Source organism: Cellulomonas sp. GTC20042 (genome assembly GCF_055389595.1).
The window spans coordinates 1,065,194-1,089,660 of record NZ_AP043678.1 but is presented as its reverse complement, the minus strand read 5'-3'; the positions used below and the strand labels follow the sequence as shown (position 1 = coordinate 1,089,660).

The following is a 24,467-nucleotide window of genomic DNA, read 5'->3' as shown; positions in this document are numbered from 1 at the left end:
CGCGAACAGGCGCGGCACCCGACATTGCCGGGACTTAAGTCCCATTTTTCGGTCGGGTGCCACGCACGTGCGCCATGTCAGCTGCGAACGGCGGAGGCGAGGTCCGAGTCGGTCTGCTCGTAGGCGTTCGCCGCAGCGGTCAGGAACGAGCTCATGCCCTCCAGCCCCGAGATCACCTGACGGATCCCGGAGTCGAACTCCGAGTACGAGCCCTGGAACGCGCCCGAGGCGCTGTCCGTCTGGAAACCAGCCGCGACCAGGTTGTCCACCGCGCTCTTGAGCGCCGACAGCTCGTCCTCGACCGTGCGCTGACCGTTGGTCAGCTTGGTCGACACGTCACGCAGCTCCTGGTACGTCACATTCAGGTTGGCCATGCTCGCCCCTGCTCTCGATAGTGCGGGACCCACGCCGAACGAATACCCGCGTGGGATACAGTTCCGCGAAACTAGCACGCCAACACCGCGCGCAATCACGATCTGCGCGTGACCGTCCCCGGGGCATTCCCCGGTCATTCCCCGTGCTCAGTCGCGGGGCTGACGCTCCGCCCACTGGGCCAGCTCGACCCGCGGGCCGGTGTAGAACGGCGTCTCCTCGCGGACGTGCAGCCGGGCGCCGGTGGCGCGCAGGTCGCGCATCAGGTCGACGATCCGGTGCAGCTCGTCGGCCTCGAAGCCGAGGATCCACTCGTAGTCGCCCAGCGCGAAGGACGACAGGGTGTTCGCGCGGACGTCGGCGTAGTCGCGGGCGGCGTGGCCGTGCTCGCGCAGCAGCTCGCGGCGCTCCTCGTCGGGCAGCACGTACCACTCGTAGGAGCGCACGAAGGGGTAGACGCACAGGTAGGCGAGCGGCTCCTCGCCGGCCAGGAACGCCGGCACGTGCCCGCGGTTGAACTCGGCGGGGCGGTGCAGCGCGGCCACGGACCAGACCGGCAGCAGGTGGGCGCCGAGGTCGCTGGCGCGCAGCCGGTGGAAGGCGTCCTGCACGGACTCGATCGTGGGGCCGTGCCACCAGACCATCAGGTCGGCGTCGGCGCGCAGCCCGGCGACGTCGTACCAGCCGCGGACCACCAGGCCCTCGGGGGCGTCCGGCCCGGTCAGCGCGGACAGTGCCGCGTCGACCATCCGCCCGCGCTCGATCGCGTCGAGGGGCAGCGGGGACGCCAGCTCGAAGACCGCGTACATGGCGTAGCGGATCGATCCGTTGATCTGCTCGGCGACCTCCGGGGCGTGACCGCCCTCGTTCTGGCTCATGCGCGTGCTGCTCCCTCGCTGCTGACGGTGGCGGGTTCCCCGGGGGCGGGGGCCGGGTCGGACCCGGCGACCGCCGGGATGCCGGTGTCCTGGTCGGCGCGCTGGAAGCAGCAGCCGGTGGCGCACACGTCGGGCCAGGGCCCGAGGTCGCCGACGGTGACGCGCTCCGGGTCCTCGCCGCGCTCGGCGGCGGCCCGCTCGAGCAGGAGGTCGACCAGCCCGGCGACGAAGGGCTGCCGCGTGGAGGCGGAGCCGGCGCGCACGGCGGTGATGCCCAGGTCGGCGGCCGTGGCCATCGCCTCGGTGTCGAGGTCGAAGGCGACCTCCATGTGGTCGGAGACGAAGCCGATCGGCGACATGACCACGGCGGTCGTCCCCGCGTCGGCACGCTCGGCGAGCACGTCGTTGATGTCGGGCTCCAGCCAGGGCTGGTGCGGCGGGCCGGAGCGGGAGCAGAACGCCAGGCTCCACGCGGGCTCGGCGCCCAGGTCCTCGGCGGCCAGCGCGGCGACCAGCCGGGCGACCTCCTGGTGCTGGGCGAGGTAGCCGGGGCGCTGCGCACCGGAGCCGGCCTCCATGGCCAGCGGGATCGAGTGCGTGACGAACAGCAGCGGCGCGTCGGCGAGCAGGTCGGCGACCGGGCGGCCGGTGGTCGTGGCGAGCGCGGTGTAGGCCTCGACCACGGCGTCGGCGTTGGCCCGCACGAAGCCGGGGTGGTTGAAGTAGTGCCGCAGCTTGTCCACCCGCACGCCCGCGGTCCCGGCGTCGCCGGTGGGGTCGCCGGGGTCGGTGCCCAGCCCGCGCAGGGCGGCGGCGACGTGCTCGCGGTACTGCCGGCAGCCGGAGTAGGAGCCGTAGGCGCTGGTCACCAGCGCGAGCACCCGCTCGGCGCCGTCGGCGCGCAGGCCGTCCAGGGCGCCCTCGGTGTACGGGTCCCAGTTGCGGTTGCCCCAGGCGATCGGGGTGTCGATCCCCCGCGCGTCGAGCTCGGCGCGCAGGGCGGCGATCAGGGCGCGGTTCTGGTCGTTGATCGGGCTGCGCCCGCCGAACAGGGCGTAGTGCTGGCTGACCTCGACCAGCCGCGCCTCCGGGATCCCCTTGCCGCGGGTGACGTTCCGCATGAACGGCAGGACGTCCTCGGGCTTCTCCGGACCACCGAACGAGAGCAGGAGGACGGCGTCGTAGGGGGCGAGCGACGTCGATGTCGAGGAGGGAGCAACCACGCACCCATCCTCCCACCGGCTCTGGGACCATCGTCCGCGGTCGGGTGCTGCACGAGCGTGACGTTGTCGCGACACCCCGTCAGAACCCGACCGCGGGACGGCCCCTCGATCAGCCCTTGACCGCTCCCCCGAGCCCGGCGCCGCGCAGGAACTGCCGCTGGAACACCAGGAACAGCGCCACCGGGATCAGCGTGGAGATCGCCAGCGCGGCCATCAGCACGCCGAGGTCGGTGGTGGCCTGCAACGAGGGCAGCCGGACCGACAGCGGCTGGATGTTCGGGTCACGCAGCACCAGCATCGGCCAGAGGAAGTCCTTCCACGAGGCGATGATCGCGAACACCGACACCACCCCGAGGATCGGCCGGCTCATCGGCAGCACGATCGACCAGAACAGCCGGAACGGCCCGGCCCCGTCGACCCGCGCGGCCTCGAACACCTCGCGCGGCAGGGCGTCGAAGAACCGCTGCACCAGCAGCACGTTGAACGCCGAGGCCCCGGCGGGCAGCCACACCGCCCAGTAGGAGTTCATCAGCGAGGAGTGCCACACCGGCGGGTCGAGGATCGTCAGGTACAGCGGCACCAGCAGCACCACCGCCGGCACGAACAGCGTGGACAGCACCGCCGCCTGCACGATCTTGGCGTAGCGCGGCCGCAGCACCGACAGCAGGTAGCCGCCGGTGGTGGCGACCAGCATCTGGCTCGCCCACGATCCCGCCGCCAGGACCACCGTGTTGAGGAAGTACCGGCTGACCTGCACGTCGTTCCAGGCGTCGGAGAGGTTCTCCCACGCGATGCCGTGCGGGAACAGCGCGAGCGGGGTGCGCAGGATGTCCTGCGTCGGGGTGATCGCGAACTTGGCGAGCAGCAGCAGCGGGCCCAGGCCGCACAGCACCAGCAGCGCCAGCAGCACCAGGTGCGAGGTGCGCATGGACCGGCGGACCAGCGGGCGGCGCCAGTCGGCCACCGACAGCGCGCCGCGCTCGGCGTCGTCCGGGGCCGGGGCGGGCCGTCGGCGCAGCCGCGACCAGGCGCCACCGAGCGCCCGGGCGGGCACGGGCTCGACCTCCGGGATGTCGGCCCCGCTGGGCTCGGAACCGCGGGGCGGCGGGGTGAGGACCGTCGTCATGAGGTGCTCCACGATCGGGTCAGGCGGAAGTAGACGATCGACAGGACGGCGAGGAACACCGCGAGCATCAGGCTCAGCGCGGTCGCCGCCCCGTAGTCGCCGCCGAGGGAGTTGCCGAAGGCGTAGCGGTAGACCAGCAGCAGCACGGTGATCGTGGCGTTGGCCGGCCCGCCGTCGGTGAACAGGTAGGGCTCCAGGAACACCTGCGCGGTCCCGATGATCTGCAGGATGAAGGTGATCAGCAGCACCCCGCGCAGCTGCGGCATGGTGACGTGCCAGATCTTGCGCCAGACCGAGGCGCCGTCCACCTCCGCGGCGTCGTACAGCTCGGCGGGCACCGAGGTCAGCGCGGCCAGGTAGATGATGATCGTGCCACCCGCACCGGCCCAGGTCGCCTCCAGCACCAGCGAGGGCATCGCCCAGCCGGCGTCCTGCAACCAGGGCACCGGGCCGAGGCCGACCCAGCCGAGCATCGTGTTGAACACGCCCTCCGGCCGCGCGTCGAAGAAGAACTTCCACAGCAGCACCGCGACCACCGGCGGCACCACGACGGGCAGGTAGGCCAGGGCGCTGAACAGGCCCTTCATCCGGCGGACCTCGCTCATCAGCACCGCCGCCAGCAAGGGCACCGGGTAGCCGATCGCCAGGGCGAGCACCGCGAACCACAGGGTGTTGCGGATCGCGGTGCCGAGCAGCGGGTCGGACAGCACGGTCCGGAAGTTGTCCAGGCCGACCCACGAGGTGTCGATCAGGTTGGTCTCCTGCAGGCTCATCACGATCGAGCGACCGATCGGCAGCCAGGAGAACAGCCCGAAGATCACCAGCAGCGGGATCGCGAAGACGAGCGTGCTCAGCCCGCCGCGGCGGACCCCGGGGGTCCGCCGCGGACGGCTGTGGGTGCGTTCGGACATCACGCGGCGTTCTTGTCCAGGATCGCCTGCACGTTCTCGTTCGCCGTGGCGAGGAGCGCGTCGATGTCGGCGTTCTGGTCGGTCAGCACCGCCTGGACGACGGTGTCGAGGGCGCCGTACAGCTCCTGGGTGGAGGCGGCCGGCTCGGGGATCAGCGGCTGGTCGAAGATCACCGAGGTGAAGCCGGTCATCTGGTCCAGCGGGACGTTGATCAGGTCGGCGATCCAGGTCTGCGACTCGTCGTACTGCTCCTGGCTGAAGATCGGCAGCACCGGCGTGCCGACCGGCTGGTCGGAGGCGATCAGCGTCTCGGCGTCCTTCACCGCGGCATCCTGGTCGGTGAGCTTGCGCAGGTAGTAGAAGTCGATCCACTTCACCGCGGCGTCCTTCACCGCCTCATCGGCCTTGGCGCTCACGGCGGCCAGGGTGCCGCCGCCGAGCACGCCCGCGTCGGAGCCCTCGAGCGGCACGGCGGTCAGGCCGTAGTCGTCCGGGTTGATCGCGTTGGTCTGCACCAGGGAGGTGTAGACGTCGGAGCCCGAGGTGAACATGCCGATCTGGCCGGCGGCGAAGGCCTGGTTGATCGAGGACCAGTCGAGCAGGAAGTTCGCGCCCATGGAGTTGTCCTCCCATCGCAGGTCGTGCAGGTACTGCAGGGCCTCCCGGGTGCCGTCGTTGTCCAGCGTCGCCGTGGCGGTGCCGTCCTTGGCGACCTCCTCGACGCGGCCGCCCCGGGCGTAGGTGGCGACCGTCAGCTGCCAGCCACCGGTGTTGTTCTGCGTCATCTGCGCGTAGCCGGCCTGGCCGGTGGCGTCCGCGATGGCCTTGGCGTCGGCGCGGACCTCGTCCCAGGTGGTCGGCGGGTCGTCGGGGTCCAGCCCCGCCTGCTCGAACAGCGTCCGGTTGTAGTGCAGGCCGATGCCGTACACCGACTTCGCCGGGATCGCGTAGACCTTGCCGTCGGCGCCGAGACCGGCCTCCAGCACGTTCGGGTTGAACTGGTCGGCGTAGGGCAGCGCCTGCACCTGCGCGTCGATGTCCGCGAGCTGGCCGTTCTCGATCAGCGTCTTGCCGTCGGTGAACGGGATCTCGAAGACGTCCGGCAGCGTGCCGCCGGCGAGCTGGGCGGCGAACGTGGTCGCCTTCCACTCGTACTCCTCCGGCTGCACGTCGATGTCCGGGTTGGCGGCCTCGAACTGGGCGACCTGCTCGTCGAAGGCGTCGAACGCCTCCTGCTCCGATCCGGGCAGCAGGGACACGACGCGCAGCACGGTGCGGCCGTCGGCCTCGGCGCTGTCGTCGTCGCCGGAGCCGCAGGCGGCCAGCAGGGTCACGGTCAGGGCGCCGGTCAGGGCGAGCGCCGCGGTACGTGAGGACCTCATCGTCACTCCTCGGTTGTGGTGGTCGAACTGTGGTGGGATCGATCGGAAAAGCAGGTCAGGCCCGCAGCCACACGGCGGTGTCCGGCGGCAGCAGGTCGGCGGGCAGGGGGGCGTGCGGGTCGTCGGCGCTGGTCAGCAGCACCGCCGAGTGCGGGGGCAGCGGGACGGGCACGTGGTCGAGGTTGACCACGCACAGCACGTCGCCGCGGGCGAAGGCGAGGACCGGGGCCGCGGCGTCGCCCGCGTCGAGCCAGTGCAGCGTGCCGTCGCCCAGGGCGGGCTCGGCGCGGCGCAGCGCGAGGGCGGCGCGGTACAGCCGGAGCATCGACGTCGGGTCGGCGGCCTGCGCCTCGGCGGTCAGCGACGCCCAGCCGGCGGGCTGCGGCAGCCAGGGCTCGGCGGTGGCGCCCTCCGGGCTGAACCCGTAGGGCGCGGCCTGGCCGGACCAGGGCAGCGGGACCCGGCAGCCGTCGCGGCCGGGGTCGACGCCGCCGGAACGCTCATGCATCGGGTCCTGCACCACCTCGGGCGGCAGCCCCTCGACCTCGGGCAGGCCGAGCTCGTCGCCCTGGTACACGTACAGCGAGCCGGGCAGCGCGGCGGTGAGCAGGGCGGCGGCCCGGGCGCGCCGGGTGCCGAGATCGAGGTCGGTCGGGGTGCCGAAGCGCTTGGTGGCGAAGGCGAAGGCGCTGTCCTCCCGTCCGTAGCGGGTGACCGGGCGGGTGACGTCGTGGTTGGACAGCACCCAGGTGGCCGGGGCGCCGACCGCGCGGTGCGCGTCCAGGGTCCGGTCGATCGAGGTGCGCAGCGCCGTCGCGTCCCAGGGCTGGGTCATCACGTCGAAGTTGAAGGCGGTGTGCATCTCGTCCGGGCGCAGGTACTGCGCGAAGCGCGCGGTGTCGTCCAGCCACACCTCGCCGACCAGCACGCGGGTGCCCGGGTAGGAGTCGGCGACCTTGCGCCAGGCCCGGTAGACGTCGTGCAGCTCGTCCCGGTCGATGTGCGGGTGGCCGCCGGGGGTCTCGGTGCCGGGCTCCGGCAGCTCGGGCAGCGCGGGGTCCTTGATCAGCAGGGCGGCGGAGTCGATCCGGATGCCCGCGACGCCCCGGTCGAACCAGAACCGCAGCACGTCCTCGTGCTCGGCGGCGACGTCCGGGTGGTTCCAGTTGAGGTCCGGCTGCTCGGGGGTGAACAGGTGCAGGTACCACTCCCCCGGCGTGCCGTCCTCGGCGGTGGTGCGGGTCCAGGTCGACCCGCCGAAGCTCGACACCCAGTGCGTCGGGATCTGCTCGCCGTCATCGCCCTTGCCGGGGTGGAACCAGAACCGCTCGCGCTCCGGCGACCCGGGGCCGGCGGCCAGCGCGGCGCGGAACCACGGGTGCTGGTCCGAGACGTGGTTGGGGACGACGTCCACGATCGTGCGGATGCCCAGGTCCAGCGCCTCGCTGATCAGCGCCTCCGCCTCGGTCAGCGTGCCGAAGGCGGGGTCGATCGCCCGGTAGTCGGCCACGTCGTAGCCGCCGTCGGCCAGCGGGGACACGTACCAGGGCGTGAACCACAGGGCGTCGACGCCGAGGTCGCGCAGGTAGGGCAGCCGGGCGCGCACGCCGGCCAGGTCGCCGGTGCCGTCACCGTCGCCGTCCGCGAAGGAGCGGACGTAGACCTCGTAGATGACGGCGTCGCGCCACCACAGCGGGTCAGGGGTCGAGTCAGGGGGGAGCACCACGTCGTGCCTCGTCTTTCGTCATCGCACGCCGATGCCGGCGTGGGCATGACAGTAACGACGCGACGACTTACGCGCAAGAACTCGACAGATGCGTTATCGAAACGCGACCAAACCCTGGCTAGTCCCCGATCAGCGGCCCCGTGCTCCCCCGCACGACCAGCTCCGGCTCGAAGAGCAGCTCGTCCTGCGGCACCTCCTGCCCGGCGATCAGCCCCACCAGCAGGTCGATCGCCGCCCGCCCCATGGGCTCGATCGGCTGCCGCACCGTGGTCAGCGGCGGCTCCGTGCAGCTCATGAACAGCGAGTCGTCGTAGCCCACCACCGACACCTCCTCCGGCACCCGCAGCCCGGCACGCCGCGCCGCCCGGATCACCCCGAGCGCCAGCGGGTCGCTCGCGCACACCAGCCCGGTCACCCCGCGCCGCAGCAGCCGGGTGCCCGCCGCCTGCCCGCTCTCCAGCGAGTACGCGCTGCGCACCACGTCCTCGTCGGCGATCTCGATCCCCAGCCGCTGCGCCGCCAGCCGGGCCGCGCGCAGCTTGCGCTCCGAGGGCACGTGGTCCACCGGGCCCAGCACCAGGCCGATCCGGGAGTGACCCAGCGACGCCAGGTGCCCCACCGCCTGCTCCACGGCCACCTCGTCGTCGCAGGACACCCGCGGGAACGGCAGCTCGTCGATCGACGCGTTGGTCAGCACCACCGGCAGCCGGCGCTCGGCCAGCAGCGCGTAGTGCCCGTGGTCCGCGCCGCGCTGCGCGTAGTTGCCGCCCGCGAACACGATGCCGGACACCTGCTGGGCGAGCAGCAGGTCCACGTAGTCCGCCTCGGACACCCCGCCCGCGGTCTGCGTGCAGAGCACCGGCGTGTAGCCCTGCTGCGCCAGCGCCCCGCCGACCACCTCGGCGAAGGCCGGGAAGATCGGGTTCTGCAGCTCCGGCAGCACCAGGCCGACGAGCCGGGCGCGCTCGCCGCGCAGCTTGGTCGGGCGCTCGTAGCCGAGCACGTCGAGGGCGGTGAGCACCGCCTGCCGCGTCGCCTCGGAGACCCCCGGCCGGCCGTTGAGCACCCGGCTGACGGTCGCCTCGGAGACGCCGACCTTCTGAGCGACATCCGCAAGTCGTCGAGACATGCCGCAAGCCTACGACTGCCTTACGCAAGCCGCTTGCGTTCTTGCGCGGTCGGCACGTGGCCGCGCGGGGCGCCTCAGGCGGTGGGCGTGGGGCTCAGCTCGGCGAGCTGCTGGGCGATCTGCTGCGCCCACGCCTCGACGGCGGCGAAGTCGCGGTGGTCGCCCTCCTTGGCGCGGGCACCGGCGATCAGCGCGCGCTCCGCGAAGGCGAGCTCGCTGCGCAGCAGCCGGCCGGCGAAGGCCCGGTGCCCCCGGGCGCCGATCCGCTGCATCAGGGCCAGCAGCTCGTGCGGGGAGTTCGCCGAGGCGGCCGGCTGCGTCGCCAGCCCGGAGGAGAACACCCACACCGCACGCGCCCCGAGGTCGTCGGCGAACCGGGCCGCCATCTCGCGGGCGGCGGGCAGCCAGTGGGCGGTGTACACCGCGGAGCCCAGCACGACGGCGTCGTAGGGCGTCACGTCGATGACCTCGTCCGGCGCCGCCTCGGTCACCACGTGCCCGGCGGCGGTGAGGACCGCGCCGATCGCAGAGCCGATCTCGGCGGTGGCGCCGTGGCGGGACGCCACCGTCACCAGGATCTGCATCGCTCTGCCCTCCCGAGGCTGAGATGAACCGTTCGAGAGACCCCCCTGGTCCTCATTTCTCTGCCTCCCATGGTGTGTGGCAGAGCCCCGCAAGTCGTGGGCCGGAGGTCCCTCCCGACCAGGTCGATCCGCGCGGGCGCGCCGCTCACCGGCGGCAGGACCCGGGTGGAGACCCGTCGGTGTGACGGACGTCATGGCTGGTCGGAGCCGTGAGCCTCCGTCGTCGAGCCCGGGCGGGGCAGGTCGCCGATCGCGGTCTGGGCGGTGCGCAGCCGGTGGGAGAGGTCGGTCAGGACACGCAGCTCGTCCGCGTCCAGCGCCCCGGCGACGTAGTGCTCGATCGCCTGCACGTGCCGGCGGCCGACCTCTTTCTGCAGGCGCGCGCCCTCGGCGGTGAGGACCACGTCGACCCCCCGGCCGTCACCGGGCACCGCCTCGCGGCGCACCCACCCGGACTGCTCCAGCCGCTCCACCATCCGGCTCAGGCTCGGCTGGCTGAGCAGGCTGGACCCGGCCAGGTCGCGCAGCCGCAGCCGGTGCCCCGGCGCGTCGGACAGCGTGAACAGCACGTCGTACTCGCGCATGCTCAGCCGGTCCCAGATCGGGTCGCGCTGCAGGCGGCGCATCACCGTCACCTGCGCGCGGAACAGCTCCTCCCACGCGACGCCCGCCGTCCTGCTGTCGGCCCGCTGCCCCGTCTGCACGGTCATGCCGTCGTCCTCCTCGCCGTCGGGTCCATGCGAACGCATCGATCCTGACGGCACAACCGCAGAAGGCCGCACGGTGTTCCGCGGCCCTCTACCCTGGCGGGATGGACACCGACGGCGCCCGCACCACCTACGTCCTCGTCGACGGCGAGAACATCGACGCGACCCTCGGGTCCTCGATCCTCAACGGGCGGCCGAACCCCGAGCAGCGACCGCGCTGGGAGCGCGTGCTGGACTTCGCCGAGCGGCAGTGGGACTCCCCGGTCAAGGGGCTGTTCTTCCTCAACGCGACCAGCGGCACGCTGCCGATGTCCTTCGTGCAGGCGCTGATGGCGATCGGGTTCCAGCCGATCCCGCTGTCCGGCGAGGGCAAGGTCGTCGACATCGGCATCAAGCGCACGCTGGAGGCGCTGGCCGCCCGGGACGGCGACGTGCTGCTCGCCTCGCACGACGGCGACTTCACCCCCGAGATCGAGGCGCTGCTCGGCGGCGAGCGCCGCGTCGGGCTGCTGGCGTTCCGCGAGTTCACCAGCCAGTCGCTGGCGCACCTGGCCGAGCGGGGCTTGCAGACCTTCGACCTGGAGAGCGACGTGCACGCCTTCAACGTCACGCTGCCCCGGCTGCGGATCATCTCGCTCGACGAGTTCGACCCGCTGCGCTACCTCTGATGTCCGCGGCACGCGGCGGCACGGCACGCGGCGACGTCCGCGAGCCCGTCGTGGTGCTGCTGCGCGCCGTGAACGTCGGCGGCACCGGCAAGGTCGCCATGCCCGCGCTGCGCGAGGCGGCGGCGGACCTCGGGCACACCGACGTCGCCACCCACCTCGCCACCGGCAACCTCGTGCTGCGCCCTGCCCCCTCCGCGCCGACCCACCCGGCCGCCCTCGCCGCGGACCTCACCGCGGGGCTGCGCGACCGGCTCGTTCTGCCGCTGGATCTCGTGGTCCGGACGGTCGCCGAGATCGACGCGCTGGTCGCGGATCTGCCCTGGGCCGACGTGGCGCAGGACGACCCGTCGCACCTGCTGGTGCTGTTCCTCGACGGCCCGGCGCCGGACGAGCCGGTCGACCTGAGCCGGTACGGCCGCGAGCGCCTGCTCTGGCACGGGAGCGAGGCGTACCTGCACTACCCGGACGGCATCGGCCGGTCCACGGTCACCGGTGCGGTGCTCGACCGGGTCAGCGGGCGGCGCGGCACCGGGCGGAACTGGCGCACGGTGCTCGCGGTGCGGGACCTGCTGCACGCGCGAGTCTGAACCCCGGGGCGCAGCGCTACGGTGAGGCGCATGAGCACGCTGTTCACCCGCATCATCGACGGCGAGATCCACGGACGGTTCGTCTGGGCCGACGACCGGGCGGTGGCCTTCGCGACCATCGCCCCGATCACCGACGGGCACGTGCTGGTGGTGCCGCGCGCGGAGGTCGCCAGCTTCACCGAGGCCGAGGACGACCTGCTGGCGCACCTGATGTCCGTCGCCAAGACGATCGGCACCGCGCAGCAGACCGCCTGGGACGCCCCGCGCGCCGCCCTGCTCGTCGCCGGCTTCGAGGTGCCGCACCTGCACCTGCACGTGCTGCCCGCCTGGGGCGAGGCCGAGCTGTCCTTCGGCAACGCCCGCGTCGACGAGCCCGCCGACCGGCTGGACGCCGCGGCCGAGCGGCTGCGTGCCGCCCTGCGCGACGCGGGGCACGGGGCGCACGTCCCGGCGGCGCTGGGGTCGCCCGCCCTGTAGGACACCCGCGCCGGAGGACCGGCGGATCAGGCCACCGGGTCGTCCTCGCCCCAGGCCGCCAGCCGCAGCGTGCGGGCGTCGGTCGCCACGATCCGGTCGGCCATCGCCAGCAGCGAGTCCACCGTGTCGGTGCCCGCGCGCACGAACCGCCCGTGCAGGGCGTCCAGGCGCCCGGAGCCGAAGGCGTCCACCAGGTCGACCGTGTCCTCCACCGGCGTCCACGCGGTGCGGCCGTCGTGCAGCGGCATCGCGGAGGTCATGTCGGTGACGACCACGCCGGGGGCGACGTCGAGGGTGAGCACGCCGCGGTCGGCGTACTGCGCGTCCAGCATCGTGGTCAGCCGGGCCAGCGCGCCCTTGCTGATCCCGTAGCCGGTGTAGACGCCGGACGGCCGGTGCCCGGAGCCGGAGTTGATGTTGACCACGTAGCCGGTGCCGCGCGCGAGCATCCCGGGCAGCACCGCGCGGGACATCAGCAGCGGGCCGCGCACGTTGGTCTCGATCACGCGCCACACGTCGTCGGGGTCGTCACGGACCAGGTCGACCTCCTGGCGCTCGATCACGCCCGCGTTGTTGACCAGCAGGCCGATCCCGCCCAACCCGGTCTGGATCTGCGCGACGACCCGCTCGACGGCGGCGCGGTCGGTGACGTCCAGGTCGTGCACGCCGGCCATGCCGCCCGCCGCACGGCACTCCGCGGCCACCGCGTCCAGGTGCTCACGCGTGCGGCCGAGCAGGGCCACGTCCCACCCCGCACGCACCAGCCCGAGGGCGATCCCCCGGCCGATGCCTCGTCCTGCTCCGGTCACGACTGCGGTGCGCGGGTTCGTCATGCCCCCATGGTCGCCCATCCGCGGCTGCACCCACCCGCGCGCCCACCCCGCGGCACGCCGAGAGGACGCCAGTTGTCGTCAACCGGGCCGTCGAAGCGACACCTGCTGTCCGCTCGGCGGGAGCGGTGGCCGCGGGATCGGCATACTGGCTGGTGCCGCGGCGTTGGGGACGTCCGGGGCCGTGCCCGCGCACGCGCCCCGCCCGCCTGGAACCCCCTCCGCCGCCCGTCCGTCAGGGAGCCGCCCGTGACCACCGACGCCACCGACCCGTCCCGCACGCTGCCCGGCCCGCCGCTGCGGCTGCGGCTGCCGTCGGTGTCCCCCTCGGTCCGCGACTTCCTGGCGACCGAGGCCGGCAGCGCTGTCTTCCTGCTGGGTGCGACGGTGGTGGCCCTGCTGTGGGCGAACTCCCCGTGGTCCGAGGCCTACGACGCGCTGTGGTCCACCGGAGCCGGGATGCACCTCGGCTCGTGGACGCTCGACCTCTCGCTGCACGCCTGGGTGAACGACGCCGCGATGGCGGTGTTCTTCTGCGTGGTCGGCCTGGAGATCAACCGCGAGGTCACCAGCGGCGAGCTGCGCGACCGGCGCACGGTGGCGGTGCCCGCGCTCGGGGCGCTCGGCGGGCTCGCCGTGCCCGCGCTGCTCTACCTGGCGTTCAACGCCGGCACCGACGCCGCCCACGGCTGGGGCGTGGTGATGTCCACCGACACGGCGTTCCTGGTCGGGATCCTCGCGCTGTTCGGGCCGGCGTGCCCGGACCGGCTGCGGCTGTTCCTGCTCACGCTGGCGATCGTGGACGACATCGGGGCGATCACGGTGATGGCGGTGTTCTACAACGACGGCGTGGACGCGCTGGCGCTCGGGATCTCCGCCGCGCTGGTGGTGGTGCTGCTGGCGCTGCGCTGGCTGCGGGTGTGGCGGCTGACGCCCTACGTGGTGGTCGGCGTGGCGCTGTGGGTCGCGGTGCACGCCTCCGGGGTGCACGCCACGCTGGCCGGGGTGCTGGTCGGCCTGCTGCTGCCGTCCCGCCCGATGGAGCGCGAGCACGTCGAGCAGGTGCCGCAGTACGCCGACGGCCTGGTGCACGAGCCGACCGCCGACCGCGAGCACCTGACCGAGCTCGCCGCCCGGGCCGCGGTGCCGGCCAGCGAGCGGTTGCAGCGGGTGCTGCACCCGTGGAGCGCCTACCTGGTCGTGCCGGTGTTCGGCCTGGCCAACGCGGGGGTCCGCCTGGACGCCGAGGCGCTGCGTGCGGCGGCGACCTCCACGGTGACGATCGGTGTGGCGGTCGGTCTGGTGGTCGGCAACACGCTCGGCATCACCGGGGCGGCGACGCTGGCGATCCGCACCGGCCTGGGCCGGCTGCCCGGTCGCGTGCGCTGGGGGCACCTGGTCGGTGGTGCGGTGCTGGCGGGCATCGGGTTCACGATCTCGCTGTTCATCGCCGAGCTCGCCTTCGAGGGCGCGATGCGCGAGCAGGCCAAGATCGGCATCCTCGCCGGGTCGCTGGTCGCGGCGGTGCTCGGCACGATCCTGCTGCGGGTGCTCGGCGACCGGCTGCCGCTGTGCTCCCCCGACGACGACCCGCCGCCGTCCTTGCCCCCGCGCCCGTGGGTGGCCGGGGTCTGAGCGCTCAGCCCAGCTCGTCGATCGCGGCGCGCAGGGCGGCCAGCTCGATCGGCCCGTGGTACCGCTCGCCCTGGATCAGCAGGGTCGGCGTGCCGCGGATCCCGAGCTCCAGCCCGGCCAGGTAGTCCGCCTCGACCAGCTCCGCGAAGCCCTGCGCCTGCTCGCCGGCCACCCGCGCGGGGTCCAGGCCGAGCCGGGCGCCTGCCGCGCGCAGGTCGGGCTCGGCCAGCCGGTCCTGCTGCGCGAACAGCGCGCGCTGCATCTGCCAGAACAGGCCCTGCTCGGCGGCGGCCTCGGCGGCCAGCGCGGCGATCAGCGCGTGCGGGTGCACCTGGAACAGCGGGAAGTGCCGCCACTCCAGCCGCACCCGTCCCGCGGAGGTCTCCACCAGCTCGCGCAGCACCGGTTCGGCGGCGCGGCAGTACGGGCACTCCAGGTCGCCGAACTCGGTGACGGTGATCGGCGCGGCGGGGTCGCCGAGGACGAGGCGCGGGGCGCTGGGGGCTGCCATGCCGCCCATCGTCACACGGGCCGGTCAGCGGGCGCGCAACGGCGGGCTGGCGGTGCCCGACCCCCGGACCACGCCCCGCAGCAGGTCGGCCAGCGCCTCGGCGCCCGAGCGGGCCGGCCGGAACCCGAGCTCGCGCTCGGCACGCCCGGTGTCCAGCACCGGCGCGCACCGGGCCATGTCCAGCCAGCCGGGGCCGACCCGCGCCAGCCGGGCGTGCCAGGCGACCGCCAGGGCGGTGCGGACGGCGGCCGGGTCCACCTCGCGCCAGCGCCCCTCCGACACCAGCGCGGCGACCTCCGGCGCCCGCAGCAGGTCCGGCGCCGCCACGTTGAACGGCCCGGCCGCCTGGCGCACCACCACCTCGCGGCAGGCCGCCGCCACGTCGTCCGCGTGCACCACCTGCAACCGCAGGTGCCGCGGCCAGGGCAGCACCGGCAGCCGTCCGGCGAGCAGCCCGGTCGGCACCAGCGGCCCGAGGAAGAGCCGCACCACCTCCTGCCCGGCGGCCTGCTGGAGCACCAGCGCCGGACGCAGCCGGGCGATCACCAGCCCGGGGTGCAGCAGCGCCGCCTCGTCCAGCAGCCGCTCCACGGCCACCTTGTCCTGGCTGTAGTCCGAGGTGCGGATGCCGTCGGTCTCCCACGACTCGTCCCGGGGACGGTCCACCGGCGAGGGCGAGTACGCCCCGACCGACGACGCCACCACCAGGTGCGGCACCCGGGCCTCCGCCACCGCGCGCAGCAGCCGCCGGGTGCCGTCCACGTGCACCCGCCGCAGCCGCTCGCGGTCGTGGCTCGGCTGCACCTGCCACGCCAGGTGCACCACCGCGTCCGCGCCGCCGACGATCTCGCGCAGCCGGGCCACCACCGGCGCGTCCGGGCCGATCGTGCCGAGGTCGGCCGCGCGCCACTCCGCCCGGTCGTAGGGCGGGGGCGCCCAGCCGACCGACGCCGGCGGCACCCGGCGCGCCACCGCCACCACCGAGGTCACCACCGGGTCGTCCCGCAGCAGCCGCAGCAGGGCCGTGCCGAGGTTGCCGCTCGCACCGATCACCACGACCCGCATGGCCGCCTCCTCACGGTCGCCGGTGCTCCACGCTCGCACCGCCGCCGGCCGCGCGCACGTCGGCACCTGTGCCGCGTCGGTGGTGACGACCAGATCGCGGTCCGTCGCGCGGGGGCGGTCCGGTGCTCGTTACGATCGAACGGTGTCTTCACGCGCGGAACCGGTCGACGTCGTCCTGGTCGGAGCCGGGATCATGAGCGCCACGCTCGCGACCCTGCTCTCGGAGCTCGAGCCCTCGTGGCGGATCGAGATCGTCGAGCGCCTGGACGGCGTGGCGCTGGAGTCCTCGGACGCGTGGAACAACGCCGGCACCGGGCACGCCGCGCTCTGCGAGCTCAACTACACGCCCGAGCGCACCGACGGCACGATCGACATCGCCAAGGCCGTGACGATCAACGAGCAGTTCGCGCTGTCCTGCGAGCTGTGGGACCGCCTGCACGCCGAGGGCCGGCTGCCCGCCGAGGGCTTCCGCTCCCCCGTGCCGCACCTGACCTTCGTGCGCGGCGAGAAGGACGTCGACTACCTGCGCCGGCGCTGGGAGGCCCTGCGCGCGCACCCGCGGTTCGCCGGCCTGGAGTTCACCGACGACCCGGCGACGATCGCCGGCTGGGTGCCGCTGGTCATGGCCGACCGCGACCCCGACGAGCCGGTCGCCGCCACCCGCGCCACCGACGGCCTCGACGTCGACTACGGCACGCTGACCCGCCTGCTGGTCGACGACCTGGTCGCGCGCGGCGCCCGGCTGCACCTCCAGCACGAGGTGCGCGGCCTGCGCCGCCGCCCCGACGGCACCTGGCGGCTGCGGCTGCGTGACCGCGGGTGGAACGCCAGCCCGCGCACCCGCACCCTCGACGCGCGCTTCGTGTTCATCGGCGCGGGCGGCGGGGCGCTGCGCCTGCTGCAACGGGCCGGCATCCCGGAGATCAACGGCTACGGCGGCTTCCCGATCAGCGGGCAGTTCCTGCGCACCACGAACCCCGCCCTGGTCGACGCGCACCGCGCGAAGGTCTACGGCAAGGCCGCCGTCGGTTCCCCGCCGATGTCCGTCCCGCACCTCGACACCCGCGTGGTCGAGGGCTCCCCCGCGCTGATGTTCGGCCCCTACGCGGGGTGGAGCATGAAGTTCCTCAAGCAGGGCTCCTGGCTCGACCTGCTGCGCACCGTGCGCCCCGGCAACCTCGTGCCGCTGCTCGCCGTCGCCGTGCACAACATCGATCTGGTGAAGTACCTGGTCACCGAGGTCGCCGCCTCCCGCGAGGCCCGGCTGCGCACGCTGCGCGCATTCATGCCGACGGCGCGCGGCCGCGACTGGGAGCTGATCAGCGCCGGCCAGCGCGTGCAGGTGATCAAGCGCGGGCCCGGCGGCGGCGTGCTGGAGTTCGGCACCGAGCTGGTGACCGCGGCGGACGGCAGCATCGCCGGTCTGCTCGGCGCCTCGCCGGGGGCCTCCACCGCCGCCTCCGCGATGCTCGACCTGCTGGGTCGGTGCTTCCCGGAGCGGGCCGAGGCCTGGCGGCCGCGGCTGACCGCGCTGATGCCGAGCCTGGCCGACGGAGCGGCAGCGGGCGACGCGGAGCCGCCGGTCGAGGCGGAGCCCGTCGTGGCGACCACGGCGGGGGCAGCGGATGCGCCGGGCGAGGACCCGGACCTGGAGACGGTCGACCCGACGGAGCGCGACTCGCGCGTCGGCTGAGGCCGGTCCGGAGGTCCGACGATCTGGGCGGAGCCATGGCTCGACGCGTGCGCGGACCGAAACGTGCCCGGCTGCCGGGCGGGGAGATGAGGGCGGCCCGCCCGAGCCGCCCCCTGCGGGCTCGGACGGGCCGCGCACAGCCGCTGGGTGCCCTCCGCACCGCGGCCGTGTCATGGAGGTAGTCCGCCGGGGGTGCGTGGATGTCACATCGATCGAATGTGATCTACGTCACACTGAGTCACCGGAGTCAGCACGGGCTGTGACGGAGCGGTCCGGGCAGGAGCCGGACGAGGCGGAGGTCCCGGGGCAGGGGGGCAGCCCGGGACCTCCGCGACCGCGAGCATAGTGACCGGCACCGGCGGTCGGGGGCGGTTTCCGGGCAGTTCAGCCGAACGGAGCCCGCAGACCACCACGAGAGCGGCAGAACGGACGACGGCCGGCCCTCCGCGCAGGAGGACCGGCCGTCGTCAGGCGGGCGTGCGGCGGGTCAGAGCCCCATGTCGAGGACGACGCGGCCGTCGATCGAGCCGGTCTCCATCTTCGTGAACACGTCGTTGACCGCGTCCAGCGGGCGCAGCTCGTACTTGGTGTGCACCACGCCGCGACGGAAGAAGTCGACCGCCTCGATCATGTCGAGCCGGGTGCCGACGATCGACCCGCGCACGGTCAGCCCGCGCAGCACCGTGTCGAAGATCGACAGCGGGAAGTCGCCCGGGGGCAGGCCCACCAGCGAGACGGTGCCGCCGCGACGCAGCATGGACAGCGCCTGCGGGAAGGTGGACTCGCTGACCGCGGTCACCAGCGCCGCGTGCGCGCCGCCGACAAGGTCGTGCACAGCCTCGCCCGGGTCGCCGTCGCGGTAGTTCACGACGAGCTCGGCGCCGTACTCGATCGCCGAGGCACGCTTGGACTCCGAGCCGGTGACGGCGATGACGCGGTAGCCCATGGCCTTCGCGTACTGGATCGCCATGTGTCCGAGCCCGCCGATGCCGGAGACGACCACCCAGTCGCCCGGCTTGGCGTCGGTGACCTTGAGGCCCTTGTAGACCGTGACGCCGGCGCACAGCACCGCGGTCACCGCGGCGGCGTCGACCTCCTCCGGGATCCGCGGGGCGTAGCGGGCGTCCACCAGCATGTACTCGGCGAACGAGCCGTTCACGGAGTAGCCGGAGTTCTGCTGGCCGGTGCACAGCGTCTCCCAGCCGCGCAGGCAGTCCAGGCAGGTGCCGCAGGCGGACGCCAGCCAGGCGTTGCCCAGCCGGTCGCCCTCGCGGACACCGGTGACCTCGGCGCCCAGCGCCACGACGCGGCCGGAGCCCTCGTGACCGGGCACGAACGGCGGCGTCGGCTTGACCGGCCAGTCGCCGCGCGCGGCGTGCAGGTCGGTGTGGCAGACACCGGAGTAGTCGACCTTGACGAGCGCCTGGTGCGGACCGGGCACCGGGATCGGCACCTCCTCGACGACGAGCGGGGCACCGAGCTCGCGGACGACCGCGGCCTTCATCATCTCGGGCACGGGTGATCTCCTTCGAACGACCAGCGGATAGTTTGTGACCGGCTTCACAAGGAAGGTATCGATCACGTCACCGCAGGTCTCGGGACCTTCAACCCAACCTGAGAGATGTCGTGCGCAGCAGGCCGGTCAGTCGCCGGTCGCCGGCCCGCCGGTGCGGGCCACCCAGTCGGTCGCCACCTGGTAGCGGAAGTGCGTCACGGTCGGCTCGGTGATGCCGAGCACGTCGGAGTCCAGCGTGACCTCCTCCCGCCCGGACAGCCGGCCGGTGGTCACGTCGATCAGCAGCACCCGCAGCGTCTCGTCGGCCTCGACGGGGTTGCCCGGCACCGCGACGGCGAGCGAGCGCCGGCCGATCCGGTCGGTGACCTCCCCGGCGATCGTGACCCCCGGGGTGTCGGCCAGCATCGTCCACAGCGCCGCCTCGGTGCCCGAGGGCACCACGTAGCGGTCGGACAGGTCGGTCAGCGCCGAGTACAGGCAGTACGGCTCGGCATCACCGGTGCAGGACATGCCCGGCATCGACGCGATCAGCTCGCGCCGCAGGGTCTCCGGCTCGGTCGACAGCGCCGCGACGGCACCGGCGTCCAGGGTGCCGGCGGGCAGACGGTCCACCGCGGCGGCGGACGGCGAGGTGTCGACCTTCTCCAGGCTGCCGTCGGCGTCGAGCGGGTCACCGCGCCACTCGGCCTGCACCGAGGAGCCGTCCGGCGCGAGCCAGCTCTCGACGATCGTGGGGTCGATCGTGGCGGTGACCCCGTCGTCGTCGGCCTGGACGGACAGCAGCCAGCTCTGCGACAGGGCGTGCTGCACCCCGCCGACCGGCGTCGGGTCGGGTCGGTCGCGGGCGGCCTCGGCCAGCGCGAGCAGGGCGTCACGTGCGGGCTCCCCCCCGCCGTGCGCGAGCTCCACCGGATCGATCGGCAGGGCCAGCATCGGCGGCGCGGCCGTGGCGACGGCGACCTCGTCCCGGTGCGGCAGCACGGTCAGGCCCGCCGCGACGAGCACCACCGCGGCCGCGGCGGAGGTCGCGACGGCCCACCGGCGACGGCGGCGCGCGCGGGCGGCGGCCAGGTCGAGCGGGGCGTCGGGCGCAGGCGTGGCGGCGCCGGGCTCGGCCGGGGCGAGGGGCGCCTCGGAGAGGCGGGGCAGGGCGACGATCCGGGCGATCTCTCGTGCGGTGGCCTCGGCGTCAGGCTCGGCACCCGGACCGTCCTCCGGCAGGGGGGCGGTCATGCCGAGCGCGCTCATCGTCTCGCGCAGCCGCGCGATCTCGTCCTGCGCGTCGCGCAGCGCGTCGTCGTCGGTCATCGGTCCCCCCTCTCGATCCTCGCCTCGCCGGTGGCGAGGGCCTCGGCCAGCCGGGCACGCGCCCGGGACAGCCTGCTGGTCAGTGCGGTGACCGAGCAGCCCAGCACGTGGGCCGCCTCGGTCGGCGTCAGCGCGGCCCACACGGTCAGCGCCATGGCCTCGGCCTCCGCCGGTGGCAGGAGCGCCAGCAGCCGTCGCGTCCGGTCGTCGGACGCGAGCCGCTCGGCCGGGTCGCCGTGGCCGGCACGGGTCTGCTCGTGCCCGGCGACCTTGACCAGCGAGGCGACCGCGCGTCCGCGCTGCTCGTGGGCGTGCAGGATCTTGTTGCGGGCGACGCCGAACACCCAGGGACGGAGCTCCTCGGGAGCCGTCGGCACGTCGGCCCAGCGCCGCCAGACGACCACGAAGGTCTCGGCGACGACGTCGTCCACCTGGTCGGCCGGGACCTGGCGCCGGACGTAGCCGCGGACCTGCGGGGCGAGCAGCCGGTAGGCATCGGCGAACTCCGCTGCGGCCACGTCCGCAACGGCCGACGGAACGTCGTCCTGGTCGCCCCCTGCGCCCACGCCACCTTCAGGTCACTCGCTAACAGCTGGAGGTCGTCATGGTACGGACTGACGCGCTGCCGACGCTGGTCGAGGACGTGATGTCACCGGAGTCGTAGCAGACCCAGGCCCCGGTGATCCCCGCGCCGGAGTACACCCGGACGGCGACCCCCGTGCGGTTCCACACCGAGCGCGCGGTGGAGACGGTGGTGTTCTGGTCGCCGGCCGAACCGGTGCTCCAGAACACGCCGCTGTACGAGGTGCCGGACCAGATGCAGAACCGGCCCGAGGCGCACTGCGAGGCGCTGAACGGCGTGATCGGCGCGTCGTCGTCGGCGTGGGCGGCCGCAGGGGCCAGTCCGGTCAGGGCGAGCACGAGGGCGCTGGCCGCGGCGATCCGGCCGCGCAGCGGCGCACCGGCGCGCGCCTCTCGGCCCGCACGGACGCGTCGGCTCGGGGTGTCGGGGTGGTTGGTCACACCGGGTCATCCGTCGGGGACGGCCGCACGTCACGGATCACCGGTGTGACGTACCTCACATTCTTGGCGGTATCGATCCGCGGACACCGGTCTCGTCGCACGAAGGCGCTGGCAGACTGGCCGCGTGCGCTACCCCCGACCGCTGCGCCCCGGCGACCGGATCGCCGTCACCGCACCCTCCGCGGGCGTCCCGGCCGCCTTCCGGCCCCGGCTCGACCACGCCGTGCACCTGCTGCGCGAGGCCGGCTACGACGTGGTGCTGGGCGAGTGCCTGGACGGGTCCGGGATCGTGTCGGCCTCGGCCCGCGAGCGCGCCGCCGAGCTGACCGCCCTGCTGTGCGACCCCACGATCGCCGCCGTGGTCCCGCCCTGGGGCGGCGAGCTCGCGATCGACCTGCTGCCCCTGCTGGACCTCGACGCGCTGCGCCGGGCCGAGCCGACCTGGTTCGTCGGCTACTCGGACATCTCGGTGCTGCTCACGCCACTGACCCTCGCGACCGGGCTCGCGACGCTGCACGGGCAGAACCTGATGGAGACGCCCTTCGCGCTGCCCGGCACGGTGCTGCCGTGGCTGGACGTCGTGCGCACCTCCCCCGGTGACGCCCTGGTGCAGCGGCCCTCCGCCCGGCACCGCGGCGGCGGGCTGCCCGACCTCGTCGGCGACCCGGGGACGACCGACCTCGGCCTGGACACGCCCGGCACCTGGCGGCTGATCGGCGAGCACGCCGACGGTCCGGTGCCCGACGTGCGCGCGCGGGGCCGGCTGATCGGCGGCTGCCTGGAGGTGATCTCCCACCTGCCGGGCACCCCCTTCGGCGATCTCGGGCCCCTGGTGGCGGAGGGCGACGGCCTGGTCGTGTACCTGGAGACCGCCGAGGTGCCCGCCGCCGACGCCACCCGACGGCTGCGCGCCCTGCGCATGGCCGGCTGGTTCGACCATGCCACCGCCGTGCTCATCGGCCGCACCGCCTCCCCGGACTCCGGGGCATGGACCCACGACGACGCCGTGCGCGACGCCCTGGACCTGGACGTCCCCGTCGTGCTCGACGTGGACTGCGGGCACGTGCCGCCCGGTCTGGCCCTGGTCAACGGCGCCCTCGCCACCCTCGACCGCACCGACGGTGCGTGGACCCTGCGACAGGAGCTGGCATGACCGAGCGATACGCCCCCGGCGACCACGCGGAGGCCCGCTCGCTGCTGGTCGCCGCGTCCTACGTGCTGCTGCTGCGCGACGACCAGGTGCTGCTCGAGCGGCGCGCGGGGACCGGCTACATGGACGGCCACTGGGCCACCGTCGCCGGTCACGTCGACCCCGGCGAGTCCGTGCACGAGGCCGCCGTGCGCGAGGCCGCCGAGGAGGCGGGCATCACCATCGACCCCGCCGACCTGGAGCCGCTGACCGTCCTGCACCGGTTCGAACGCACCGGGCCGCAGCGCGAGCAGCGGTGCGACGTGTTCTTCGCCGTCCGGCGCTGGTCCGGCGAGCCGCGGGTGCAGGAGCCGGACAAGGCCGCCGCGATGGCCTGGTACCCGCTCGGCGCGCTGCCCGAGCCGGTGGTGCCGCACGAGCGGCTGGTGCTGGGGATGGTGCTGGCGTCGCTGCGCGACGGGACGCCGGTGCCCGCGGTGGTGTCGCTGCCGTCCTGAGGCCGCGGCGGGCGGCGTCCGCCCCGCCCGGCTCTCGGCACGTCTGCGCCCCACCCGACGCGTCCGACCCGACCGGAGCCCGCCGCCGTCGGTCAGCGCGGCAGCCGGAGCACCGCCCGCGCACCCCCGCCCGGGGCGGCGCCGAGCAGCACCTCGCCGCCGTGCTCACGGGCGATCTCCCGTGCGATGGCGAGACCCAGCCCGCTCCCGCCGTCCCCGCGCGCCCGCGCGTCGTCCAGCCGCACGAACCGCTCGAACACCCGCTCCCGGTCCGCCTCGGGGACGCCCGGCCCGTCGTCCACCACCACGACCTCCCCCGGCGCGACCAGCACGCCGACCGATCCGGAGGCGTGCCGCACGCCGTTGTCCACCAGGTTCCGGACCACCCGGACGAGCGCTCCCGCGTCACCCCGGCCGCCGCCCTCGCCGGTCACCCGGACCTGCACGTCCGTGCGCTCGGCGGCCGCGAGCGCCAGGTCCACCGCCTCCTGCGCGACGGCGGCGAGGTCCACGGTGCCGGAGTCGAGCGGTCGCGACCCGACACGTGCCAGCAGCAGCAGGTCGTCCACCAGCACGGCGGTGCGCCGCACCTCGACCGCGAGGTCCGTCACCAGCTCCTCGGTGGGGTACGCGTCCGGGTGGGCGCGTGCGACGTCGAGGGCGGCGGTGAGCGCGGCGATCGGTGAGCGCAGCTCGTGCGCGGCGTCGGCGACGAACCCGCGCTGCCGGGCGGCGGCCCGTTCCAGCCGGTCCAGCATCTCGTTCAGGGTCCGCGCCAGCGCGCCGATCTCGTCGTCCGCCCAGGGCACCGGCAGCGATCCCGGGCCACCGGTCCGCGCCACCTGGGCGGCGGCGACCCGCAGCGCCTCCACCGGTCGCAGCGCCCGGCCGATCGTCAGCCAGGTCACCAGCCCGAGGAGCACGGTCAGCACCGGGACCAGGCCGAGCAGGGCGAGCCGCAGCGCACGCACCACGCCCTGCACCTCGCCGAGCGGGACGGTGGCGACCACCGCGCGACCGTCGTCCAGCGGGACGACGGCGACCCGGGCGTCGTGGTCGTAGGCGGAGCGGTCGGTGCTCGCGAGCGCGAGACCGTCCTCGGACCCGCGCGCCCGCTCCGCGAGCACCGCGACCTGGTCGGCCGGCAGCACCGGCAGGGTCCGGCTCGCGGTGGTGGAGGAGGCGACGACCCGGCCGTCGGCGTCGAGCACCTGCACGATCTCCCCGGGCTGCACCACCGGCAGCGGCTCCGGCAGCCGTCCCGACGTGGCCAGGTCCGCGACCGTGACGGCGCGCAGCCGCACCATCTCGTCCAGCGAGCCGGTCCGGCCGTGGGAGAACAGCCCGGTGAGCGCCAGGGCGCCGACGGTCAGCGCGACCGCGAGCATGCCCGCGGTGAGCAGGGTCAGCCGCACCCGCAGCGTCCAGCCCTGCCGGACCAGGTCGGTCAGCGCGCGCCGGACCACGCC

At 74.2% G+C, this 24,467-nt stretch carries 25 protein-coding genes; 7 read left to right on the top strand and 18 right to left on the bottom strand.

Annotated features, from left to right (window positions below):
* Positions 1-77: 77 nt before the first annotated feature.
* From ACZ5HG_RS05120 to ACZ5HG_RS05075, 10 genes are all read right to left on the bottom strand, one after another.
* Positions 78-374 carry a WXG100 family type VII secretion target gene (locus ACZ5HG_RS05120; RefSeq protein WP_464180809.1) on the bottom strand — a complete coding sequence of 99 codons (297 nt, stop codon included), beginning with the start codon at positions 372-374 and terminating at the stop codon, positions 78-80.
* A 147-nt stretch (positions 375-521) separates the two neighbouring features.
* The gene (gene hemQ, locus ACZ5HG_RS05115) at positions 522-1,250 is read right to left on the bottom strand and encodes a hydrogen peroxide-dependent heme synthase (RefSeq protein ID WP_464180808.1); all 729 of its coding nucleotides are present in this window, start codon (positions 1,248-1,250) and stop codon (positions 522-524) included.
* A complete protein-coding gene (locus ACZ5HG_RS05110; RefSeq protein ID WP_464180807.1) occupies positions 1,247-2,473 on the bottom strand; it encodes a ferrochelatase in 1,227 nt (408 codons plus the stop codon). Before ACZ5HG_RS05110 ends, hemQ begins: the two co-directional genes overlap by 4 nt.
* A gap of 109 nt (positions 2,474-2,582) precedes the next feature.
* On the bottom strand, positions 2,583-3,599 hold the full coding sequence (locus ACZ5HG_RS05105) for a carbohydrate ABC transporter permease (RefSeq protein ID WP_464180806.1): 1,017 nt from the start codon (positions 3,597-3,599) through the stop codon (positions 2,583-2,585).
* The gene (locus ACZ5HG_RS05100) at positions 3,596-4,510 is read right to left on the bottom strand and encodes a carbohydrate ABC transporter permease (protein WP_464180805.1); all 915 of its coding nucleotides are present in this window, start codon (positions 4,508-4,510) and stop codon (positions 3,596-3,598) included. Before ACZ5HG_RS05100 ends, ACZ5HG_RS05105 begins: the two co-directional genes overlap by 4 nt.
* Positions 4,510-5,892, bottom strand: coding sequence for an ABC transporter substrate-binding protein (locus ACZ5HG_RS05095; protein ID WP_464180804.1), 1,383 nt, complete (start codon positions 5,890-5,892; stop codon positions 4,510-4,512). The genes ACZ5HG_RS05100 and ACZ5HG_RS05095 overlap by 1 nt, the downstream gene beginning before the upstream one ends.
* Positions 5,893-5,947: 55 nt before the next feature.
* On the bottom strand, positions 5,948-7,618 hold the full coding sequence (locus ACZ5HG_RS05090; protein WP_464180803.1) for a glycoside hydrolase family 13 protein: 1,671 nt from the start codon (positions 7,616-7,618) through the stop codon (positions 5,948-5,950).
* 118 nt (positions 7,619-7,736) lie between these two features.
* Positions 7,737-8,747, bottom strand: a complete 1,011-nt coding sequence (locus ACZ5HG_RS05085) for a LacI family DNA-binding transcriptional regulator (RefSeq protein WP_464180801.1) — start codon at positions 8,745-8,747, stop codon at positions 7,737-7,739.
* A gap of 74 nt (positions 8,748-8,821) precedes the next feature.
* Positions 8,822-9,331: a flavodoxin domain-containing protein gene (locus tag ACZ5HG_RS05080; RefSeq protein WP_464180800.1), complete on the bottom strand. Its 510-nt coding sequence runs from the start codon at positions 9,329-9,331 to the stop codon at positions 8,822-8,824.
* A gap of 191 nt (positions 9,332-9,522) precedes the next feature.
* Positions 9,523-10,041: a MarR family winged helix-turn-helix transcriptional regulator gene (locus tag ACZ5HG_RS05075; protein ID WP_464180798.1), complete on the bottom strand. Its 519-nt coding sequence runs from the start codon at positions 10,039-10,041 to the stop codon at positions 9,523-9,525.
* A gap of 101 nt (positions 10,042-10,142) precedes the next feature.
* On the opposite strand from ACZ5HG_RS05075, the gene ACZ5HG_RS05070 reads away from it, so the two are divergent.
* From ACZ5HG_RS05070 to ACZ5HG_RS05060, 3 genes are read left to right on the top strand one after another with little or no spacing between them, the layout of a single operon-like run.
* Entirely contained in the window at positions 10,143-10,706 is a 564-nt protein-coding gene (locus ACZ5HG_RS05070) for an NYN domain-containing protein (protein ID WP_464180797.1), read from the top strand.
* Positions 10,706-11,293 (top strand): DUF1697 domain-containing protein, encoded by a 588-nt coding sequence (locus ACZ5HG_RS05065; protein ID WP_464180795.1) that lies wholly within the window; start codon positions 10,706-10,708, stop codon positions 11,291-11,293. Before ACZ5HG_RS05070 ends, ACZ5HG_RS05065 begins: the two co-directional genes overlap by 1 nt.
* A gap of 30 nt (positions 11,294-11,323) precedes the next feature.
* Positions 11,324-11,770, top strand: coding sequence for an HIT family protein (locus ACZ5HG_RS05060; RefSeq protein ID WP_464180793.1), 447 nt, complete (start codon positions 11,324-11,326; stop codon positions 11,768-11,770).
* A 26-nt stretch (positions 11,771-11,796) separates the two neighbouring features.
* On the opposite strand, the gene ACZ5HG_RS05055 is transcribed toward ACZ5HG_RS05060, so the two are convergent.
* A complete protein-coding gene (locus ACZ5HG_RS05055) occupies positions 11,797-12,603 on the bottom strand; it encodes an SDR family NAD(P)-dependent oxidoreductase (RefSeq protein ID WP_464180791.1) in 807 nt (268 codons plus the stop codon).
* 246 nt (positions 12,604-12,849) lie between these two features.
* Here ACZ5HG_RS05055 and nhaA point away from each other — a divergent pair, with 246 nt between their 5' ends.
* Positions 12,850-14,235, top strand: coding sequence for a Na+/H+ antiporter NhaA (gene nhaA / locus ACZ5HG_RS05050; protein WP_464180790.1), 1,386 nt, complete (start codon positions 12,850-12,852; stop codon positions 14,233-14,235).
* Between the two features lie 4 nt (positions 14,236-14,239).
* On the opposite strand, the gene ACZ5HG_RS05045 is transcribed toward nhaA, so the two are convergent.
* Together ACZ5HG_RS05045 and ACZ5HG_RS05040 are read right to left on the bottom strand one after the other, a co-directional pair.
* On the bottom strand, positions 14,240-14,746 hold the full coding sequence (locus ACZ5HG_RS05045) for a DsbA family protein (protein ID WP_464180789.1): 507 nt from the start codon (positions 14,744-14,746) through the stop codon (positions 14,240-14,242).
* 24 nt (positions 14,747-14,770) lie between these two features.
* On the bottom strand, positions 14,771-15,811 hold the full coding sequence (locus tag ACZ5HG_RS05040) for an NAD-dependent epimerase/dehydratase family protein (protein ID WP_464180788.1): 1,041 nt from the start codon (positions 15,809-15,811) through the stop codon (positions 14,771-14,773).
* A gap of 193 nt (positions 15,812-16,004) precedes the next feature.
* On the opposite strand from ACZ5HG_RS05040, the gene mqo reads away from it, so the two are divergent.
* Positions 16,005-17,504, top strand: coding sequence for a malate dehydrogenase (quinone) (gene mqo, locus ACZ5HG_RS05035; RefSeq protein WP_464182106.1), 1,500 nt, complete (start codon positions 16,005-16,007; stop codon positions 17,502-17,504).
* 487 nt (positions 17,505-17,991) lie between these two features.
* Here mqo and ACZ5HG_RS05030 read toward each other — a convergent pair whose 3' ends face one another.
* The 4 genes from ACZ5HG_RS05030 to ACZ5HG_RS05015 form a co-directional block, all read right to left on the bottom strand.
* Positions 17,992-19,011, bottom strand: coding sequence for a zinc-dependent alcohol dehydrogenase (locus tag ACZ5HG_RS05030; RefSeq protein WP_464182105.1), 1,020 nt, complete (start codon positions 19,009-19,011; stop codon positions 17,992-17,994).
* A gap of 135 nt (positions 19,012-19,146) precedes the next feature.
* Entirely contained in the window at positions 19,147-20,328 is a 1,182-nt protein-coding gene (locus ACZ5HG_RS05025; RefSeq protein WP_464180787.1) for a CU044_5270 family protein, read from the bottom strand.
* Entirely contained in the window at positions 20,325-20,846 is a 522-nt protein-coding gene (locus ACZ5HG_RS05020; RefSeq protein ID WP_464180785.1) for an RNA polymerase sigma factor, read from the bottom strand. Before ACZ5HG_RS05020 ends, ACZ5HG_RS05025 begins: the two co-directional genes overlap by 4 nt.
* A gap of 67 nt (positions 20,847-20,913) precedes the next feature.
* The gene (locus tag ACZ5HG_RS05015) at positions 20,914-21,351 is read right to left on the bottom strand and encodes a peptidase inhibitor family I36 protein (RefSeq protein WP_464180784.1); all 438 of its coding nucleotides are present in this window, start codon (positions 21,349-21,351) and stop codon (positions 20,914-20,916) included.
* A 124-nt stretch (positions 21,352-21,475) separates the two neighbouring features.
* Between ACZ5HG_RS05015 and ACZ5HG_RS05010 the strand changes: the two genes are divergently transcribed.
* A complete protein-coding gene (locus ACZ5HG_RS05010; protein ID WP_464180783.1) occupies positions 21,476-22,504 on the top strand; it encodes a S66 family peptidase in 1,029 nt (342 codons plus the stop codon).
* Positions 22,501-22,998, top strand: a complete 498-nt coding sequence (locus tag ACZ5HG_RS05005; RefSeq protein ID WP_464180782.1) for an NUDIX domain-containing protein — start codon at positions 22,501-22,503, stop codon at positions 22,996-22,998. Before ACZ5HG_RS05010 ends, ACZ5HG_RS05005 begins: the two co-directional genes overlap by 4 nt.
* A gap of 92 nt (positions 22,999-23,090) precedes the next feature.
* On the opposite strand, the gene ACZ5HG_RS05000 is transcribed toward ACZ5HG_RS05005, so the two are convergent.
* On the bottom strand, positions 23,091-24,464 hold the full coding sequence (locus ACZ5HG_RS05000; protein ID WP_464180781.1) for an ATP-binding protein: 1,374 nt from the start codon (positions 24,462-24,464) through the stop codon (positions 23,091-23,093).
* Positions 24,465-24,467: the final 3 nt, after the last annotated feature.

Coding starts and splice junctions, on each gene's coding strand:
- ACZ5HG_RS05120 (WP_464180809.1), bottom strand. CDS start 374: ATGGCCAACCTGAATGTGACGTACCAGGAGCTGCGTGACGTGTCGACC.
- ACZ5HG_RS05055 (WP_464180791.1), bottom strand. CDS start 12,603: ATGACGAACCCGCGCACCGCAGTCGTGACCGGAGCAGGACGAGGCATC.
- ACZ5HG_RS05045 (WP_464180789.1), bottom strand. CDS start 14,746: ATGGCAGCCCCCAGCGCCCCGCGCCTCGTCCTCGGCGACCCCGCCGCG.
- ACZ5HG_RS05105 (WP_464180806.1), bottom strand. CDS start 3,599: ATGACGACGGTCCTCACCCCGCCGCCCCGCGGTTCCGAGCCCAGCGGG.
- ACZ5HG_RS05095 (WP_464180804.1), bottom strand. CDS start 5,892: ATGAGGTCCTCACGTACCGCGGCGCTCGCCCTGACCGGCGCCCTGACC.
- ACZ5HG_RS05070 (WP_464180797.1), top strand. CDS start 10,143: ATGGACACCGACGGCGCCCGCACCACCTACGTCCTCGTCGACGGCGAG.
- ACZ5HG_RS05025 (WP_464180787.1), bottom strand. CDS start 20,328: ATGACCGACGACGACGCGCTGCGCGACGCGCAGGACGAGATCGCGCGG.
- ACZ5HG_RS05060 (WP_464180793.1), top strand. CDS start 11,324: ATGAGCACGCTGTTCACCCGCATCATCGACGGCGAGATCCACGGACGG.
- ACZ5HG_RS05075 (WP_464180798.1), bottom strand. CDS start 10,041: ATGACCGTGCAGACGGGGCAGCGGGCCGACAGCAGGACGGCGGGCGTC.
- ACZ5HG_RS05005 (WP_464180782.1), top strand. CDS start 22,501: ATGACCGAGCGATACGCCCCCGGCGACCACGCGGAGGCCCGCTCGCTG.
- ACZ5HG_RS05030 (WP_464182105.1), bottom strand. CDS start 19,011: ATGATGAAGGCCGCGGTCGTCCGCGAGCTCGGTGCCCCGCTCGTCGTC.
- ACZ5HG_RS05100 (WP_464180805.1), bottom strand. CDS start 4,510: ATGTCCGAACGCACCCACAGCCGTCCGCGGCGGACCCCCGGGGTCCGC.
- mqo (WP_464182106.1), top strand. CDS start 16,005: ATGAGCGCCACGCTCGCGACCCTGCTCTCGGAGCTCGAGCCCTCGTGG.
- ACZ5HG_RS05065 (WP_464180795.1), top strand. CDS start 10,706: ATGTCCGCGGCACGCGGCGGCACGGCACGCGGCGACGTCCGCGAGCCC.
- ACZ5HG_RS05040 (WP_464180788.1), bottom strand. CDS start 15,811: ATGCGGGTCGTGGTGATCGGTGCGAGCGGCAACCTCGGCACGGCCCTG.
- ACZ5HG_RS05085 (WP_464180801.1), bottom strand. CDS start 8,747: ATGTCTCGACGACTTGCGGATGTCGCTCAGAAGGTCGGCGTCTCCGAG.
- hemQ (WP_464180808.1), bottom strand. CDS start 1,250: ATGAGCCAGAACGAGGGCGGTCACGCCCCGGAGGTCGCCGAGCAGATC.
- ACZ5HG_RS05080 (WP_464180800.1), bottom strand. CDS start 9,331: ATGCAGATCCTGGTGACGGTGGCGTCCCGCCACGGCGCCACCGCCGAG.